This is a genomic window from Sphingobacterium sp. BS-2 (genome assembly GCF_046161205.1).
Lineage (GTDB): Bacteria > Bacteroidota > Bacteroidia > Sphingobacteriales > Sphingobacteriaceae > Sphingobacterium > Sphingobacterium mizutaii.
The window spans coordinates 1-17,193 of sequence record NZ_JBIXGO010000002.1; the positions used below are offsets into that span (position 1 = coordinate 1).

The following is a 17,193-nucleotide window of genomic DNA, read 5'->3' on the forward strand; positions in this document are numbered from 1 at the left end:
TCCATCAAAATTTAAATCCGTATTTTGTCGTAGCATAAGATTAGGATTTATGTTGTTATTTTGGTTATATAAAAATATAAACAAATAATCTTATGCTATCTCTTTGTGTTAGCACGTCCTAAATACAAACATACGGCCTACGAATTTTGGTGAAATTATTGTTGAATTTAATGCCAACGATAATCCTGTGCCGGGTCTCGACTTCGCTCCTCCATCGGGACAATGATCTTGGTCCATCCGGTGGGTGAGCGGCATCTCGGCTTCGCTCGATAACCGTCGAATCCAATCCTAGTTCAAATTATCTAATGCCTTATGTCTAAATTACCAACAGCATGACAGTGCATAACAGTTGAATGAAAGAATTAAAATATCTTCGAAATAACTTAAAAACCTAAATCACTTTTTGATCACGTATGAATGCATTAGCAGGAGTAATATTTCATTTTATTGGTGGCTTTGCGTCTGGAAGTTTTTACGTTCCGTTTAAGAAGGTAAAAGGCTGGTCTTGGGAGGCTATGTGGATTTTAGGTGGTTTGTTTTCCTGGATCATTGTTCCGCCGATTGCGGCATGTTTGACTATTCCTAATTTTTGGAATATTATCAGCAATACAGGAAGCAGCATTTTGGGTTATACGTTCTTATTTGGAATACTGTGGGGAATTGGGGGCTTGACCTATGGCTTAGGGGTGAGATATTTAGGAGTATCCTTGGGAAGTAGTGTAATACTGGGGCTTAGTATGGTTTTTGGATCATTGATGCCTGCGATCTATTACTTTTTCAATAAGACTGATGGGAAACATGGTATTGATTACTTCTTTACGGAGAATGCAGGGATATGTGTGATGGTAGGCTTATTGGTCTGTGTGGTTGGGATTTATTTATGTGGGAAGGCCGGCGTGTTGAAGGAAAGGAGTTTGGGTGCCTTGGCTTCGGAGGCTAAAGCGGATTATAATTTTGGGCTGGGGATTGTAGTCGCTATAGTATCTGGGGTGTTGAGTGCCTGTTTTAATTTTGGGATAGAATCGGGCAAACCTATGGCAGAGGTCGCCAATAATTTATGGAAGTCTGCGAATCCGGGGCAAGGTGAGTTTTTGTATCAAAACAATGTGACCTATATTGTTATCCTTTGGGGCGGATTTACCACGAATTTTTTATGGTGCTTGTACCTATTGATCAAGAACCATTCGTTTGTAGATTATACGAAAAAGAATGTCCCATTAGGAAAGAACTTTTTGCTCTGCGCCATAGCGGGCACAACATGGTACCTACAGTTCTTTTTCTATGGCATGGGTGAGAGTAGGTTGGGCAATGGGGCGAGTTCCTGGATATTGCACATGGCATTTATTATCTTGATTTCGAATGCCTGGGGAATTGCCTTGAAGGAATGGAAAGGTGTCAGTAAACCAACATATACAGCGATAATCGCTGGAATAGCCACTATCATTTTATCGATATGCATAGTGGGATTTGCGAAAACATTAGAATAATAAACTAAATACATATAACTGTGAGAACATACAAACACGTTAATTATTTATGGGACGATGAGTACGCTCAACAGCTTGCGGGTGATGAGGTAGCTCTGTTATTATACCGTTCTAACATTTTAGGATCGGATTTAAGGATTACCAATTACGGCGGAGGGAATACCTCTTGCAAAGTAATGGACAAGGACCCCTTGACAGGTGAGGAGGTAGAGGTAATGTGGATCAAAGGTTCGGGAGGGGATATAGGGACATTGAAGAAGTCAGGCCTAGCTGCTTTATATGTAGATAGGCTTCGGGATCTTGAAAAAGTTTATCGAGGGATAGAACATGAGGACGAGATGGTTGAACTGTTCAACCACTGTATCTTTGATCTGGCTTCGAAAGCGCCTTCGATCGATACCCCTTTACATGGATTTTTACCATTCAAACATATTGACCACCTTCACCCCGATGCAGCGATTGCTATCGCAGCGGCAAAGGATGGCCAGAAGATTACGCAAGAGCTTTTCAACGGGACCATTGGTTGGGTTGATTGGCAAAAACCAGGCTTCGACCTTGGTCTTCAATTGCGTGAATGTCTTGAGGAAAATCCTGGTATCCGTGGTATCATGTTGGGTTCCCATGGTCTATTTACTTGGGGCGATAATGCCAAGGATTGCTATATCAATTCTTTGGATGTGATTGAGGCATGTGCGAATTACCTTGAAGAAAACTATGGTAAGAACAGGGCGATTTTCGGCGGTCAGAAAGTGGAAAGTCTGGACCCTAAAGGAAGACAAGTACAGGCGGCTAAAATAGCGCCTATTTTAAGAGGGTTTTGTTCCAGTGAACGCCACATGATTGGTCATTTTACAGATGACCACCGTGTACTGGAATATATTAACTCCAATGATCTGGAGAAATTGGCGCCATTAGGTACCAGCTGTCCAGATCATTTCTTGAGAACCAAAATACAGCCCCTGATCCTGAACTTGGACAAAGATGAGGACTTGAGTGATGTAAATGCACTGAAGGAGAAACTTGCACCTTTGTTTGAGGATTATAGAGCGATGTATACGGAATATTATGAATCCTGTAAACATCCGAATAGCCCTGCAATCAGGGATCGAAATCCGGTGATCATTATTTATCCTGGAATTGGGATGTTTGCCTTTGCGAAGGATAAACAGACGGCAAGGGTAGCAGCTGAGTTCTATACCAATGCGATCAATGTCATGAAAGGTTCGGAGGCGGTAAGTGAATATACTTCATTGCCAAGGCAAGAGGCCTTCAATATTGAATACTGGTTGTTGGAGGAAGCAAAATTACAGCGTATGCCGAAGCCAAAAGCTTTATCTGGAAGAATTGCCTTGGTAACGGGCAGTGCCGGCGGAATAGGAAAGGCAATCGCCAAGAAATTTGCAGAAGAAGGAGCGGTCATTGTATTGAATGACCTAAATGCAGAGCGATTGGCAGGTGCTAAAAAAGAATTTGAAGCTGCTTTTGGAAATGACAATGTAGTATCTGTACCTTTAGATGTAACCAATGAAGAGCAGATTAAAGTCGCATTTGAAAAAGCATGTTTGAATTATGCGGGTGTTGATATCGTGGTAAACAATGCTGGACTTTCCATTTCTAAGACGATTGAAGATCATACCGAAAAAGATCTTGACCTTTTATACGATGTTTTGGTGAAAGGACAGTTTTATGTTACCCAACAAGCGGTACGCGTTATGAAGTCGCAAGGAGTCGGTGGTGATATCCTCAATATAGTTAGTAAGAATGCATTAGTGAGCGGCCCAAACAATGCTGGTTACGGCAGTGCGAAAGCCAGTCAGTTACACCTTAGCCGATTAAATGCTGCGGAATTAGGTCCGGATAAGATCAGGGTAAATGTGGTTAATCCAGATGCGGTTATTTCAGATAGTAATATCTGGGCCGGCGGATGGGCAGAAGGAAGGGCAAAAGCCTATGGGGTCTCGGTGGAAGAATTGCCGGCTTTCTATGCCAAACGGACCTTGTTGAATGAGGTTATCCTTCCTGAGGATATTGCTAATGCATGTTTTGCCTTTGTTGGAGGATTGTTGAACAAGTCAACCGGGAATGTATTGAATGTGGATGGTGGCGTTGCGATGGCCTTTGTAAGGTAAGAGCCCTATCCAAAATATAAAGCAGATACGATGAGAATTGCGAAAGAACAGATTGAAATACACAATAAGAGATTGGAAAGTAGGCATCAGCGTGCTTTCCAATTTCTGAAAGAAGATATTCAAGGGATTGAAGCGATTGTATCAAAGTTAGAAAAGTTTCAGATCGCCATACCGAGTTGGGCATTGGGAACGGGGGGTACTCGTTTCGGTCGATTTACAGGTAAGGGTGAGCCTGGAACTTTAGAAGAAAAGATTGAGGATGTAGGTTTATTGCATGCCTTAAACAGGTCGAGTGGTGCCATTTCATTGCATATCCCTTGGGATATCCCTAAAGATTCCCAAAAGATCAAGGATTTGGCGGCTTCTTTTGATTTGAAATTTGATGCGGTAAACTCCAATACTTTTCAGGACCAGAAGGATCAGGAATTAAGCTATAAGCATGGTTCTTTGCATCATGTGGATCCGAAGGTCAGGAGACAGGCGGTGGAGCATAATAAAGAAGTCATCGATCATGGTATAGCCTTGGGATCAAAAGCGCTGACCGTTTGGTTGGCGGATGGTTCTTCCTTTCCAGGTCAATTGAATTTTCGGGAAGCTTTTCAGCATACTTTAGAAAGCCTGAAGGAAATCTATGCCCATCTACCTGAAGATTGGAAGCTATTTATAGAGTATAAAGCTTTTGAACCCTTCTTTTATTCGATGACCATTGGAGATTGGGGGCAATCCTTGTTATTGGCCAGTAAATTGGGGCCTAAGGCATTTACACTGGTTGATCTGGGACATCATCTCCCTAATGCGAATATAGAACAGATTGTTTCTTTATTGCTGATGGAAGGAAAGTTAGGTGGTTTCCATTTCAATGACAGTAAATATGCTGATGATGACCTTACTGCCGGAGCAATTAAGCCTTACCAACTGTTTTTGATCTTCAATGAATTAGTGGAGGGAATGGATGCCCGAGGTATGGACCATGCCAGTGATTTGGGTTGGATGATCGATGCTTCGCATAACCTGAAAGATCCATTGGTTGATTTATTGCAATCCGTTGAAGCAATTATGATTGCCTATGCGCAGGCACTATTGGTGGATCGTAAGGCATTGAAAGAAGCTCAGCAAAATAATGATATCGTAAAAGCACAGAATATATTGCAAGATGCATTTCGCACGGATGTTCGTCCGATCGTAGCGGAGGCAAGATTAAGGGCTGGAGCAGCTTTGGATCCTTTGCAACTGTTTGATGAATTAAACGTTAGGACGCAATTGGTAAAAGAAAGAGGTGAAAACTCGGTAGCAACTGGATTATAGCATAAAGAAATGGGACAAAAAGATCGTATACCTGTTGTTGCCATTTTTGATGTTGGCAAAACGAACAAAAAGTTGTTCTTGTTTGATGAACATTATCAGATCGTTTTTGAGAAGTCAGCGCGCTTTTTGGAAACGGTAGATGAGGATGGGGATCCTTGTGAAAATATTGAGAGTTTAAGGTTGTCCGTATTTGACTCCTTGCATGAGATTTTCCGTAAAACGGAATTTGAAGTCAAGGCAATCAATTTTACGGCTTATGGAGCCAGTTTTGTGCTGATCCGAGAGGATGGACAGCCTTTGACTCCTCTGTACAATTACCTGAAGGAATATCCGCAGGAACTGAAAGATGAACTCCATAATCATTATGGAGGATTGGAAAAATTCAGTTTGGATACTGCATCTCCGGATTTAGGAAGCCTGAATTCAGGTCTGCAATTGTTTCGAGTGAAAAAAGAAAGGCCGAAGGTATTCGATGAAATCCATTGTGCGCTTCATCTCCCACAATACCTTAGTTTTTTGCTGTCTGGAAAGCTTTATTCGGATAAAACCAGCATAGGTTGCCATACAGCATTATGGGACTACAATAAGCAGGATTATCACCAATGGGTGAAAGATAATGGCGTTGATAAAAAGTTGGCGCCGGTTGTGCAAGCGGAGGAAGTGTTTTCGGCAAATTTTCCGGGGAGTACCTTCCTGATCGGTTCTGGTCTTCATGATAGTTCATCGGCTTTGATACCGTATTTATTGAATTTCCACGAGCCATTTGTGCTGATTTCTACCGGAACTTGGTGCATCTCGTTGAATCCATTCAACCATAGTCCACTGACTAAATCTGAGCTGGAACAGGACTGTTTGTTTTACCTGTCCTATGCGGGTGATCCTGTCAAAGCTTCGCGTTTATTTGCAGGTCATGAACATGATGTGCAATCGAAGCGGATAGCTGATTATTTCGGTGTAACCACTGCCAAGTTCAGGAATATGGAGATTGATTGGAACTTGATCAGGGCTTTACAAACCGAGGAGCTATCTGATGAGTTGGATGCTTTCTCAAAACTGGATTTAAGCCAGTTTAAGGACTTTAAAGAAGCTTATCACTCCTTTATGTTGCATTTGGTCAAGGCGCAGGTGCGATCGACCAATTTGATCATGAATGAAGGAAAGATCAGTAGGGTGTTTGTGGATGGTGGATTCAGTAAGAATTCGATCTATATGAACTTGCTGGCGAAGGAGTATCCGGAGGTGGAGGTTTATGCCGCATCCATGGCACAAGCTACAGCTGTAGGGGCAGCCTTGGCGATACATGAGCATTGGAATTCATTGCCAGTGCCAAACGACCTGATTGAGCTTCGCTTTTTCAGAGCATAGATTAGAATTTTCATTATAATTTTTTAGAATAAGTATAAAAGGGCCTCGACTAAGAGGCTTTTTTATTTTAGGGACTTAAAAACCATCGGTATCAAAAAGGCGAGCAACTTTGGGTTGACTCGCCTTTTTATTATATGAAATGTTTGGTTTCTTAACGTAAATCTACCACTTCAAAGCCTGGGTAATTTCCTTTGTTGAATTGGAAAGTTGAGCTAGCAATAGGGCTGTTGACATAAAGTCCATTGATGGTATATGTATATTTTGCACCAGATTTGTCAAAGATGGTTACATCATGGATATGTTTGTTCTTGTTGATGCGAACCTGGATCTTTGAATAGTTGCTTTTAGCATCTTCAGGAGTCAAGTCGATTGCGGTCAGTTTCCCTGCAGCAGCATCCGACTGATTGGAAGAACTTCCGAATTTATATCCTGATTTGTAAAAGGTGAAAATATTGTTGGGTCCAATGGCTTGTCCTGAGTTATCAGCTTCAGAGACCTGAACTTCTTTATCTTCTTTAAGAACAGACCAAGTGGATTTGCCATCGGATATCAGATCCTGTGCTGCTAATGAAATCTTATACTGATTGGAAGGTTTGTTCAAGAACAGCTTTCCTTTATCGGTATAATTCTCACCATTCGCTTGAGTGGCTTTAAAAGTAAATTCAGACTGGATGGTTTTGTAACCATCGTATTTTTGGGACACTTCATCCAAGATTTTCTTGGCTGAACCATTTTGTCCGAACGCTAATGTTGCACTGAAAAGGGCAACAAATACATACATAAATCTCATCATCATTAATTAATCTTTTCTTAATGTTTCCAAATATTGTTCCAATGAGTATTCATCTGGGTAGAGCACCTCGCGTGCTTTACTACCTTCAAAAGGACCTACAATACCTGCAGCTTCCAATTGATCGATGATTCTACCAGCGCGGTTGTAACCTAATTTTAACTTGCGCTGAATCAATGATGTTGAGCCTTGTTGATGCATAACGATCAGCCTTGCAGCTTCTTCAAACAACTGATCTCTGTCGGACAAGTCGAAATCCGATAAGCCTGAACCTTCACCATTTTCATCAATGTACTCTGGCAATAGGTGGGCAGATGGATAACCACGTTGTGATCCGATGAAATCAGAAATCTGATCAACCTCAGGGGTATCGACAAAGGCACACTGGATACGGATTAGGTCACTACCTGTTGCAAGCAACATGTCACCACGACCAATCAATTGGTCTGCACCGCCACTATCCAAGATGGTCCTTGAGTCGGTTTTCGAAAGTACCCTAAAGGCAAGTCGAGCTGGGAAGTTAGCTTTGATCGTACCTGTAATGATATTCACGGAAGGTCTTTGGGTTGCAATGACCAAGTGGATACCCACGGCACGGGCTAACTGAGCAAGACGAGCGATTGGTGTTTCTACCTCCTTACCGGCTGTCATGATCAAATCGGCAAACTCATCAATTATAAGAACTATAAATGGTAAGAATCGATGACCCTCCTCAGGGTTTAATCGACGATTGATAAATTTTGCATTATATTCCTTTAAATTCCTTACCTGCGCATTTTTTAAGAGATCATAACGTTGATCCATTTCAATACAAAGGGAATTTAAAGTGTTGATTACTTTTTTCGTATCGGTGATGATAGGTTCATCCTCATTAGGCAGTTTTGCCAAGAAATGCCTTTCGATTTTCTTGAATAAGGATAACTCTACCTTCTTAGGGTCGACAAGGACAAACTTTAATTCTGCTGGGTGTTTTTTGTAAAGCAGGGAAGTTAAGATGGCGTTGATACCAACCGATTTACCCTGACCTGTAGCACCCGCTACCAGTAAGTGTGGCATTTTTGCCAAATCGGCAATATAAACCTCATTGGATATGGTTTTTCCTAAGGCAATAGGTAAGTCCATATCCGACTTCTGGAATTTCTCCGTTGTTAAGATAGAGCGCATCGAAACCATTTCAGGAGTTGAGCTTGGTACCTCGATACCAATGGTTCCTTTACCCGGCATTGGCGCAATGATACGGATACCTAAAGCCGCTAAGCTAAGGGCAATATCATCTTCCAAATTCTTGATCTTAGAAATACGGACCCCTGGTTTCGGGATGATCTCGTACAGAGTCACCGTTGGACCGATGGTAGCCTTGATATGTTCGATTTCAATGCTGTAGTTCCTCAGGGTCTCTACAATTCTATTTTTATTGGCTTCGAGTTCTTGTTGGTTGATGGTGATTTTGCCAGAACCATAATCTTTCAATAGATCTAATCCAGGATATTGATAGCCTGAAAGGTCTAGTTTAGGGTCATATTCTCCAAATTTCTCCACTAAGTCATTGGCAGAGATCGGTTTTTCTTCAATGACTCTTTCCACTGTTAATGCGGGTTCAGCAGCTTCTTCAGTTTTCTTTGCTGGGGCAGGAGGAGGTTCGATACTGAGTTCGATTTCCTTCTGTTGGTTCTCCACGAAGTTTGTGTTTGGCTTGATTGCATTTACGTTCAAAGGAAGCGAAACTGGAGTTTCTTCTTCTTTATTGCTCGTGAATTCTACACTGCCGATTTCATCCTCTTCTTCATCGGGAACAGCATAAGTATCTGTAGCGATATTTTGCTGGGTATTTGTCTTGATCTTGTTGTTGACCGTACTGTAGTTTTGGTCATCCTCTTCAAATTCTTCATCCTCGTCTTCCAATTGTTTTTTAGAAGATTGGAAAGAGAACCTTAAATCGTAATTGTACAACAACACTAATGCGGTCAAGAAAATAAAGACCAGCAATCCACCTGTTCCTACGGTTCCGATTTGGTTTTTCAGGATCTGATTGGTCCAGAAACCGAATTTACCTTCTAGGATATGTGGGGTATTGGATATGAAATCTTGGGCAAAGCCAAGTGTAATCGACAAAAGGATGATGGCAACAAGTGAATAGATCACTGTTTTCCATACCGGGAGGATGGATCTTTTGTAAAGGAATTTATATCCGATAACAAATAAGACCAAGATAAAGAGGAAGGAAGCTACTCCGAACCACTCATACATGAATTGGTTGGCTAAAAGGGCACCGAACTTTCCGAGTTTGTTTTGAACGATCGGTGTTTCTATGGTTTCATCGTGGATTTCGTCTGTTGTTTGCATTAAAGTGCTCCATCCGCCATTGCTTTGGGCGATGTAGCTTTGGTCAGACTGCCAAGTGAACAAATAGGAAACAAAAGCAACAGTGAATAGGCCAGCGAGCAATAGCAGGAATAGGCCTAATATTTTGAGAGCCTTTCTTTGACCTTCAGAAAAGTTGAATTGATCAAAAGACTTGGTTTTTGCTCTTTTTTGATATGAAATAGTAGTGTTCTTCGTCTTCTTAGTCCCAGTGCTACCACTACCGTTTTTAAATGTATTTAATTTAGCCATTAATATGACGTGATTTACGTTAGTACAAACTTAAAAAAAAACTTTTAGGATTCAATTTTGTAGGTCATTAACGGGCGAGGTAGAATGTCCTGTTTAAAACAATTGGAATCGGTCAAGCTATTACATAAATAGTTCATTGATTTGAATTCATTGAGCTGTAGCAATAAGCTCTCCAAATTCGTTGTATCTTTGAATATAAAGATTTTTGAAGTATGTTTCCAAGAAATAAAAATTTGCTGGCTATTGTCTTGTTGTGTTTTTCAGTTTTCATACAGAGTTGTGCAAAGGATGATGGATTAAATCCTGAAAATTTAGATGGCCGTGACGGTTTTTCGGGGATTGCAGCCTTCAATGCGATTGAAGGAACCAGCAAACTTGAACTTTTTGTTGACGGTAAATTAGTCAATAAGGACGGCGAGGATTTCAGCACGGGAGGATACTTAAGCCACCGTACTCTGTTTCCAGGGAAAAGGTCGTTGGAACTGAAAACTGGGAAAGGTGCTGTATTGTATGCTACGGAGAAGGTTTTCCAAAGTCCCAAAATGTATTCTTACTTTTTCTTTGGTGAATATAAACGCGAACCGCTTGTAACAGAGGATGATGTAATCAAGCCTGATCCTGGGAAGATGAAATTAAGGTTGGTAAACCTGGTTTCGGATTCCAAGCTGAAGTTAGATTTTAAATACCTGACTTCTACGATAAGCCATAATCTGGAGGATAGGGTTTTTGGATTAAATGAATATGCTTCGAAGGAAGATTTTACGTTCAAAATCACTTCAACCGACCAGAAATATGAGGATATTGAAATCCATTTGGATGGAAAGGATCGCTCGGTGATTTCAGTCGTTTTGTACTCTGACCTTCAGGTGGAAGGAGATAAGAAAGTGATAAAATATAAGATATTGGAACTCTAAGAAGGGATAGAAATAAAAAAAGAAAGCCCGTAATCTGCTGATTACGGGCTTTCTTTTTTTATTCTGCTTCTTATGCTACAGTGATTAAGTAGTAGTTCTTTTTACCACGTTGAGCTATAAGGTATTTATCATTGATCAAATTGCTGGTGTTTACAAACAATTCAATGTCGGTCAATTTCTCACGGTTCAAAGAAACGCCTCCACCTTGCAACATTTTTCTGGCTTCACCTTTGGAAGGGAACACTTGTGTCTCAACCAATAGGTCTAAAATATTGATGCCTTCAGCTAATTTTGCTCTATCCAAGTTGGATTGAGGAACACCGTCGAATACTTCAAGTACAGCTTCATGATCTAAGTTAGCCAAGAAAGAAAGGTCTCCGTTTCCGAAAAGGAATTCGGAAGTCTTAACCGCTGTTTCGTAGTCTAATTCAGAGTGCGTACGGGTTGTGATGTCCTTAGCCAAAGCTTTTTGAACAATTCTCAAGTGAGGCGCAGCATCATGCTCAGCGATGATGGCATCAATTTCTTCCTTGGTTTTCAAAGTAAAGATCTTGATCCAGTTTTTAGCGTCATCATCTGTTGCATTCAACCAGAATTGATAATATTTATAAGGAGAGGTTTTCTTAGCGTCCAACCATACCGCACCTGATTCGGTCTTGCCGAACTTCTGTCCGTCAGACTTTTTGATCAATTGCGTAGTTAATCCGAAAACAGTCCCTTGTTCTAATCTGCGAACGATTTCACTTCCAGTAACGATGTTACCCCATTGGTCAGAACCACCCATTTGGATTTTACAGTTCTGGTTTTTCCAAAGATAATAGAAGTCATAACCTTGAATTAATTGATAGGAGAACTCAGTGAAGGAAAGGCCGTTTTCGCCTTCCAAACGTTTCTTTACAGAATCTTTGGCCATCATATAATTCACGGTAATCAGCTTACCAACATCGCGGATGAAATCAAGGAAACTGAATTCCTTGAACCAATCGAAGTTGTTCACCATTTTTGCATCGGTATCACCTTCGCCAAATGTTAAGAATTTGGTCAATTGATGTTTCAAGGATGCAACATTGTGAGCTAACGTAGCTTCATCAAGAAGATTACGTTCAGCTGATTTGAATGAAGGGTCTCCGATCATTCCTGTCGCACCACCAACTAAGGCAATAGGCTTGTGGCCAGCATGTTGAAAGTGGATCAGGGTCATGATTTGAGTTAAATGACCAACATGTAGAGAATCGCCTGTCGGGTCGAAGCCGATATATCCCGCTACTTGTTCTTTGTTTAACAATTCTTCTGTTCCTGGCATGATGTCTTGAAGCATGCCTCTCCAGCGTAGTTCTTCTACAAAGTTCATAATATACCCTTAAGATTTTTATTTAAGTTGCAAAGATACGAGATTAAACTGTATCTTTCAGATATTAATTGTTTGATATAGCGGATGAATTTTCTCTCACATTTCTATTTTGAAAGGTTTGCAACTATCCCGGAGCGCGTCCTTGGCTCTTTGTTGCCAGACTTGTTGAAGAATGTTGATAAGTCCTATATCTTTCATCCCCAAAAATTCGAGGAACAACTCTTTGCCCACCCCTTAACCATGGAAATATCAGAAGGCTGGTACCGACATGTGGAGGTGGACAAGATATTCCATAGTAGTGAATTCTTTTTGAACCATTGTCACCACCTGAGACGTAAGCTCGACCCTGTTTTGGAAGGTACTCCGATTCGTGGCACCTTCATGGCACACATCGCAGTGGAATTGATGCTGGATCATCTGTTGATCAAGCATCAGCTGGTCAATGTTTCGAGATTATATGAACATTTAGAAAATGTTCACCGACCAATTATGAAAAATTATTTGAAAACCATCGGTGTGGAAGATATTGATGGGTTTGTTGCCTTTTATGATAAATTCTTAGCATGGAAGTATATTTTTGATTATAAGGATCTTGATCAGATTTCAAAGCCACTGATCAATATTTCTAAACGTATCTGGACCTTTGAGACCCCAAAGGGAATACATGAAGGATTAACTGCAGTCCTGGTCGATTATTGCAATGAAGATATGAAGGATTTCAAAGATATCTACACATATATTCAGGATAACTTGACGTATTTGTCATAATTTTTTTCACTTTTGTTACTTGTCCAATAAATTAACTTAATATGGCTAATAGACTTTTCCGAAAGAAAAGCGTAGATCAAATTCTTTCAGACGCTGAACATGGTGGTTCTGGATTAGCAAAAATTTTAGGAGTTCGAGATTTAGTTTCACTTGGTATTGCAGCCATCGTAGGGGCTGGTATTTTCAGTACCATCGGTTTGGCCAGCTACAATGGTGGTCCGGCCGTATCGCTGCTCTTCGTGTTTGTGGCTTTTGCCTGTGTGTTTACTGCTCTTTCCTATGCTCAGTTTGCGAGTACCGTGCCGGTTTCCGGTAGTGCATATACCTATGCTTATGTGGCATTTGGTGAATTGTTTGCATGGATTATAGGCTGGGCCCTGGTGCTCGAATATGCCGTTTCCAATATGGTGGTTGCCATTTCATGGTCGCAATACTTTGTTTCCATGCTGGAAGGCTTCGGCATCCATCTCCCCAAATGGATGACCATGGCGCCGGGTTATGCACTTGACGCTCATCAGAAATTCCTGGAGGTCGGGATAGAAAATATGGAGAAGATCGATAAGGTTGCCCTGCAAGCTTATGATACGGCTCCAAGGATCCTGGATATCCCGATAATCTTTGATATGCCCGCCGGATTGATCACCTTCTTGGTGACTTGGCTGGTTTATATCGGGATCAAGGAATCCAGAAAAGCTAGTAATATCATGGTGTTGATCAAGATCGGGATTATCCTGGCGGTGATCATTGGTGGTATTTTCTTTGTAAAGCCAGAGAACTGGACACCGTTTGCACCGAATGGTATCGGAGGGGTAATGAGTGGGGTAGCAGCGGTATTCTTTGCTTTTATCGGTTTCGACTCCATTTCAACGACTGCGGAGGAATGTAAGAATCCTCAAAGGGACCTTCCAAAGGCGATGATCTATTGTTTGTTGATCTGTGCTGTGCTTTATGTTGCGATCACCTTGGTGTTGACAGGGATGGTGAACTATAAAGAATTGAATGTAAAGGATCCTTTGGCCTATGTTTTCGAATATGTAGGTTTTGACCACATGGCTGGGATTATATCAGTGACTTCCGTAATTGCGATTACAAGTGCTCTACTGGTGTTTCAGTTGGCTCAACCAAGGATTTGGATGACGATGAGTAGAGATGGATTGTTATGGAAGAAATTTGCAACCATTCACCCGAAGTATAAAACGCCTTCTTTTGCTACGATCGTTACTGGTATCGTGGTGGCCATTCCAGCCTTGTTCTTTAAGATGGATTTCTTTGTTGATTTGACCTCTGTAGGTACATTCTTCGCTTTTATCTTGGTGTGCTGTGGGGTATTGTATATGGATCATTCTGGATTGTCCAAACGTTCTAAGTTCAGAGTGCCTTATGTCAATGGAAAATACATCGTAGGGATTGGCTTGATTGTCGGATTGATCTTGGCGGTTAGGTTCAGTGGAGAGTCGATCTCGGATTGGATGAGCATGGGATCCTCGGCGATCCTATTGCATAAATCTTTGGTGATCGTGTTTTGGTTGGCTTGGTTAGTGTTGAGCGTTCTGAGCTTTAAATATAACTTTTCACTATTGCCGGTGATCGGAATCTTGGTAAACCTGTATTTGATGTCTGAATTAGGGGCGAGCAACTGGATTATCTTTATCCTATGGTTGTTGGGTGGTTTAGCGATATACTTTGGTTATGGCTATAGAAATTCGAAATTGAGAAATATCGATACGAAATAAAAAGAGAATAAATAGAAATAGGAAAGGCTGCCAAATGGCAGCCTTTTTTTATAATCTAGTAAGTTTTACTTCTTCCGTATTAGGGATGGTGAGTGGAACTCGCTCAAGCGTAACAAAGCTGCTGTCGAGACCAAATCCCTTCTCTTCTGAAAGACTGAATTTCTTCAGGATCTTATAGATCTCAAGGATGATTTTCTCATTCCATTTCAGGAAGTGGGTTTTCGAAATAACTTTCTCTAGGACTACGAAGTTGAAATCTCCAGGGATATTGTGTTTCTTCAAAGTCTCGTAGTTACTTGTGATATCAATTTCACCTTTCTTCACCATATCTTCAACAACCTTACGGAACAATAAACTGATCTTCTGTTCCTCACGGAAACCTAGGTGGAAGTCAATACGGATAAGCTTTCCGGGGATTAATTGAGTGACTTTATATTCCCTTGTGTGTGGGTTGTCCATTACATCCACGTGAACCAACCAATACACATCTGCACGCTTTGGTTTCTTGTTGATGATGGAATAAGTGATCTTAGCTTCTACTTCGGTCAGGTTATTTGCACTGGTCAAATAAACCAAGTGAGAGGAAAACTGAGGAACGGTTTTATCCTCGCTTAGCTCAGACAGGATAGGGTAGTAATCTTGGATATTGACAAATTTGACAAACCTGTTCTTGATCTTTCTTGCACCAAACCAGCTGTACATCACCACAAACAAGGTCAATGCAAGCAATAAGGTCAACCAACCACCATGAGCAATTTTACTGATATTACCCACTAAGAAAGCTAATTCGATGACGGTGTATACAGATGCAAACAGACCAATCAAGATTGGGTTGATCCGTTTTCTGATCATGAAGACCGTCATGAGGATGGTGGTCATAATAAAGGTCAGGTTAATCGCTAGACCATAAGCGGCCTCCATATTACTTGACTCTTTGAAGATCAGGATAATCAACATACAGCCTAGATAAAGGATGAGATTGACTGAAGGGACATAGATTTGACCTTTATGATCGCTTGGATATCGAATGGCAACTTTAGGCCAAATATTCAATCGTACCGCTTCCGCTATTAAGGTGAATGAACCTGAAATCATGGCCTGGCTGGCAATTACCGCAGCAATGGTCGCGATAGTAACCCCCCAGATAATAAACCAATCTGGCATGATTGCATAGAAAGGATTAACCTCCCCGATTTTAGTACCAACATGACCTAACAACCAAGCGCCCTGTCCAAAGTAGTTGAAAATCAACATCAGTTTTACATAGATCCAGCTGATACGGATATTGGATTTTCCGCAATGTCCCATGTCAGAATAAAGAGCCTCAGCTCCCGTGGTACAAAGGAAGATTGCTCCGATGATGAACCAAGCTTTTGGATAGTTTGCAAGTAATTGGTAAGCGTAGTACGGGTTAATGGCTTTCCAGATCTCAGGATTATGCCCTAAATAAGAGAATCCCAATATCCCTATCGTCGTGAACCAAATGAACATTAAAGGTCCGAATACCCGGCCTACGATATTGGTTCCAAAACGTTGGATGATAAAAAGCATGGAAATGATCAGGACAACCACAGGAATGGTCGGGAAACCTGGAGTTTTGATTGCTAAACCTTCAACTGCGGAAGAGATGGTGATCGCTGGCGTGATCATCCCGTCTGCTAAAAGGGTGCTACCCCCGATGATGGCCGGAATAATCAACCATTTTGCTCTTTTTCGAACCAAGGAATAGAGGGATAAAATCCCGCCTTCACCTTTGTTGTCCGCGTTCAGGGTTATGATGACATATTTAACGGTGGTCTGCAACGTAAGCGTCCAGAAAATACAAGAAAGGCCACCATAAATCATGATTTCTTGAATTTCACCTTTGTTAAAAATTGCTTTGAAAACGTAGAGGGGAGAAGTACCGATATCACCGAAAATGATACCTAGACTGATTAATAAACCTGTCCAGCTTAGGCGCTGTAGGTTTTGTTTATGATCTCCTGACATATATTTAATTATGTTTGATATCTTATCTGAATTAGAGGCGAAATTACAACTTTTAATGCGACAACGTATTTTCTTGTTAAAAATTGTTAAAGGCCCTAAAAAACTCCTAAAAAAAAGCTAAAATTAATTACTTTTGTATTAGGAATTCTCGAATTATTGTTTACATTTGATTAAACCATAACCTTAATCGAGTATCCATATTGAAACATGAAATTAGAATTTAGAAATATATCACACCTTGCTATCTGTTCACTATGCCTATTAATCGGCTTAGGAGGTACAGCACAGGCTTCTAATTCTGAAGTTTCAACCCCACATTATTCTAGCTATTCAACACTTGAAGCTTCTTCATTTGATCTGAACAAGGCGAAAGAAGAAGACAATGATAAGCTTATCAACAATGTTAAAGTCTTCTACAATCCCATCTCAGAACAGATCTCTGTGACTTTCAAGCTCGCAAAGGTAAATAATATTACGATAAAAGTAATGGATGCCCTTGGGAATGAAGTCCTAAGTCTTCACAATGGTAGCTTAGATGCAGGAATGCAGAACTTAAGTTTTGATACCCAACAAAAACTTTCTGAAGGTTTTTACTTCGTGAGAGTGTCTGGAGGCTCAGAAACCATCGTTAAGCGTATTTCAATCAGACAATAATCGTTAGATTTATCATAAAATATTAAAGGCTCCTCATTAGGAGCCTTTTTTGATTGCTGTAGAAAATTATTGACATTCAATATAAAAGCCCAACC

General features: G+C 40.8%; 12 protein-coding genes. 8 read left to right on the forward strand and 4 right to left on the reverse strand.

The window, feature by feature from the left end; all coding sequences use genetic code 11:
* Nucleotides 1-413 precede the first annotated feature (413 nt).
* Genes rhaT through ACK2WI_RS00375 form a run of 4 tightly spaced genes read left to right on the forward strand, consistent with a single transcriptional unit; the run spans nt 414 to nt 6,286 of the window.
* On the forward strand, nt 414-1,487 hold the full coding sequence (gene rhaT, locus ACK2WI_RS00360) for an L-rhamnose/proton symporter RhaT (protein WP_409149180.1): 1,074 nt from the start codon (nt 414-416) through the stop codon (nt 1,485-1,487).
* A gap of 20 nt (nt 1,488-1,507) precedes the next feature.
* Nucleotides 1,508-3,616, forward strand: coding sequence for a bifunctional aldolase/short-chain dehydrogenase (locus ACK2WI_RS00365; RefSeq protein ID WP_409149182.1), 2,109 nt, complete (start codon nt 1,508-1,510; stop codon nt 3,614-3,616).
* Nucleotides 3,617-3,646: 30 nt separating this feature from the next.
* A complete protein-coding gene (locus tag ACK2WI_RS00370) occupies nt 3,647-4,921 on the forward strand; it encodes a TIM barrel protein (RefSeq protein ID WP_409149184.1) in 1,275 nt (424 codons plus the stop codon).
* A 9-nt stretch (nt 4,922-4,930) separates the two neighbouring features.
* On the forward strand, nt 4,931-6,286 hold the full coding sequence (locus ACK2WI_RS00375; protein WP_409149186.1) for an FGGY-family carbohydrate kinase: 1,356 nt from the start codon (nt 4,931-4,933) through the stop codon (nt 6,284-6,286).
* A 151-nt stretch (nt 6,287-6,437) separates the two neighbouring features.
* Here ACK2WI_RS00375 and ACK2WI_RS00380 read toward each other — a convergent pair whose 3' ends face one another.
* Nucleotides 6,438-7,082 carry an outer membrane lipoprotein carrier protein LolA gene (locus ACK2WI_RS00380; RefSeq protein WP_093100220.1) on the reverse strand — a complete coding sequence of 215 codons (645 nt, stop codon included), beginning with the start codon at nt 7,080-7,082 and terminating at the stop codon, nt 6,438-6,440.
* Between the two features lie 3 nt (nt 7,083-7,085).
* The gene (locus tag ACK2WI_RS00385; protein ID WP_093100218.1) at nt 7,086-9,689 is read right to left on the reverse strand and encodes a DNA translocase FtsK; all 2,604 of its coding nucleotides are present in this window, start codon (nt 9,687-9,689) and stop codon (nt 7,086-7,088) included.
* Between the two features lie 212 nt (nt 9,690-9,901).
* On the opposite strand from ACK2WI_RS00385, the gene ACK2WI_RS00390 reads away from it, so the two are divergent.
* Complete coding sequence (locus ACK2WI_RS00390) at nt 9,902-10,603, forward strand: DUF4397 domain-containing protein (RefSeq protein ID WP_409149189.1); 702 nt, start codon at nt 9,902-9,904, stop codon at nt 10,601-10,603.
* 70 nt (nt 10,604-10,673) lie between these two features.
* Here ACK2WI_RS00390 and tyrS read toward each other — a convergent pair whose 3' ends face one another.
* Entirely contained in the window at nt 10,674-11,954 is a 1,281-nt protein-coding gene (gene tyrS / locus ACK2WI_RS00395) for a tyrosine--tRNA ligase (protein WP_409149191.1), read from the reverse strand.
* Between the two features lie 84 nt (nt 11,955-12,038).
* Between tyrS and ACK2WI_RS00400 the strand changes: the two genes are divergently transcribed.
* Together ACK2WI_RS00400 and ACK2WI_RS00405 are read left to right on the forward strand one after the other, a co-directional pair.
* Nucleotides 12,039-12,722, forward strand: coding sequence for a hypothetical protein (locus ACK2WI_RS00400; RefSeq protein WP_093100214.1), 684 nt, complete (start codon nt 12,039-12,041; stop codon nt 12,720-12,722).
* A gap of 41 nt (nt 12,723-12,763) precedes the next feature.
* Nucleotides 12,764-14,455, forward strand: coding sequence for an amino acid permease (locus tag ACK2WI_RS00405; protein WP_409149193.1), 1,692 nt, complete (start codon nt 12,764-12,766; stop codon nt 14,453-14,455).
* Nucleotides 14,456-14,503: 48 nt separating this feature from the next.
* On the opposite strand, the gene ACK2WI_RS00410 is transcribed toward ACK2WI_RS00405, so the two are convergent.
* Nucleotides 14,504-16,444 carry a KUP/HAK/KT family potassium transporter gene (locus ACK2WI_RS00410; RefSeq protein ID WP_409149195.1) on the reverse strand — a complete coding sequence of 647 codons (1,941 nt, stop codon included), beginning with the start codon at nt 16,442-16,444 and terminating at the stop codon, nt 14,504-14,506.
* Nucleotides 16,445-16,651: 207 nt separating this feature from the next.
* Between ACK2WI_RS00410 and ACK2WI_RS00415 the strand changes: the two genes are divergently transcribed.
* Complete coding sequence (locus ACK2WI_RS00415) at nt 16,652-17,098, forward strand: T9SS type A sorting domain-containing protein (RefSeq protein ID WP_093100209.1); 447 nt, start codon at nt 16,652-16,654, stop codon at nt 17,096-17,098.
* The last annotated feature ends 95 nt before the right edge of the window (nt 17,099-17,193 follow it).

What these genes read in the sequence shown, in the direction of transcription:
- rhaT (WP_409149180.1), top strand. Translation starts at nt 414, where the DNA reads ATGAATGCATTAGCAGGAGTAATATTTCATTTTATTGGTGGCTTTGCG.
- ACK2WI_RS00370 (WP_409149184.1), top strand. Translation starts at nt 3,647, where the DNA reads ATGAGAATTGCGAAAGAACAGATTGAAATACACAATAAGAGATTGGAA.
- ACK2WI_RS00375 (WP_409149186.1), top strand. Translation starts at nt 4,931, where the DNA reads ATGGGACAAAAAGATCGTATACCTGTTGTTGCCATTTTTGATGTTGGC.
- ACK2WI_RS00380 (WP_093100220.1), bottom strand. Translation starts at nt 7,082, where the DNA reads ATGATGATGAGATTTATGTATGTATTTGTTGCCCTTTTCAGTGCAACA.
- ACK2WI_RS00385 (WP_093100218.1), bottom strand. Translation starts at nt 9,689, where the DNA reads ATGGCTAAATTAAATACATTTAAAAACGGTAGTGGTAGCACTGGGACT.
- ACK2WI_RS00390 (WP_409149189.1), top strand. Translation starts at nt 9,902, where the DNA reads ATGTTTCCAAGAAATAAAAATTTGCTGGCTATTGTCTTGTTGTGTTTT.
- tyrS (WP_409149191.1), bottom strand. Translation starts at nt 11,954, where the DNA reads ATGAACTTTGTAGAAGAACTACGCTGGAGAGGCATGCTTCAAGACATC.
- ACK2WI_RS00400 (WP_093100214.1), top strand. Translation starts at nt 12,039, where the DNA reads ATGAATTTTCTCTCACATTTCTATTTTGAAAGGTTTGCAACTATCCCG.
- ACK2WI_RS00405 (WP_409149193.1), top strand. Translation starts at nt 12,764, where the DNA reads ATGGCTAATAGACTTTTCCGAAAGAAAAGCGTAGATCAAATTCTTTCA.
- ACK2WI_RS00410 (WP_409149195.1), bottom strand. Translation starts at nt 16,444, where the DNA reads ATGTCAGGAGATCATAAACAAAACCTACAGCGCCTAAGCTGGACAGGT.
- ACK2WI_RS00415 (WP_093100209.1), top strand. Translation starts at nt 16,652, where the DNA reads ATGAAATTAGAATTTAGAAATATATCACACCTTGCTATCTGTTCACTA.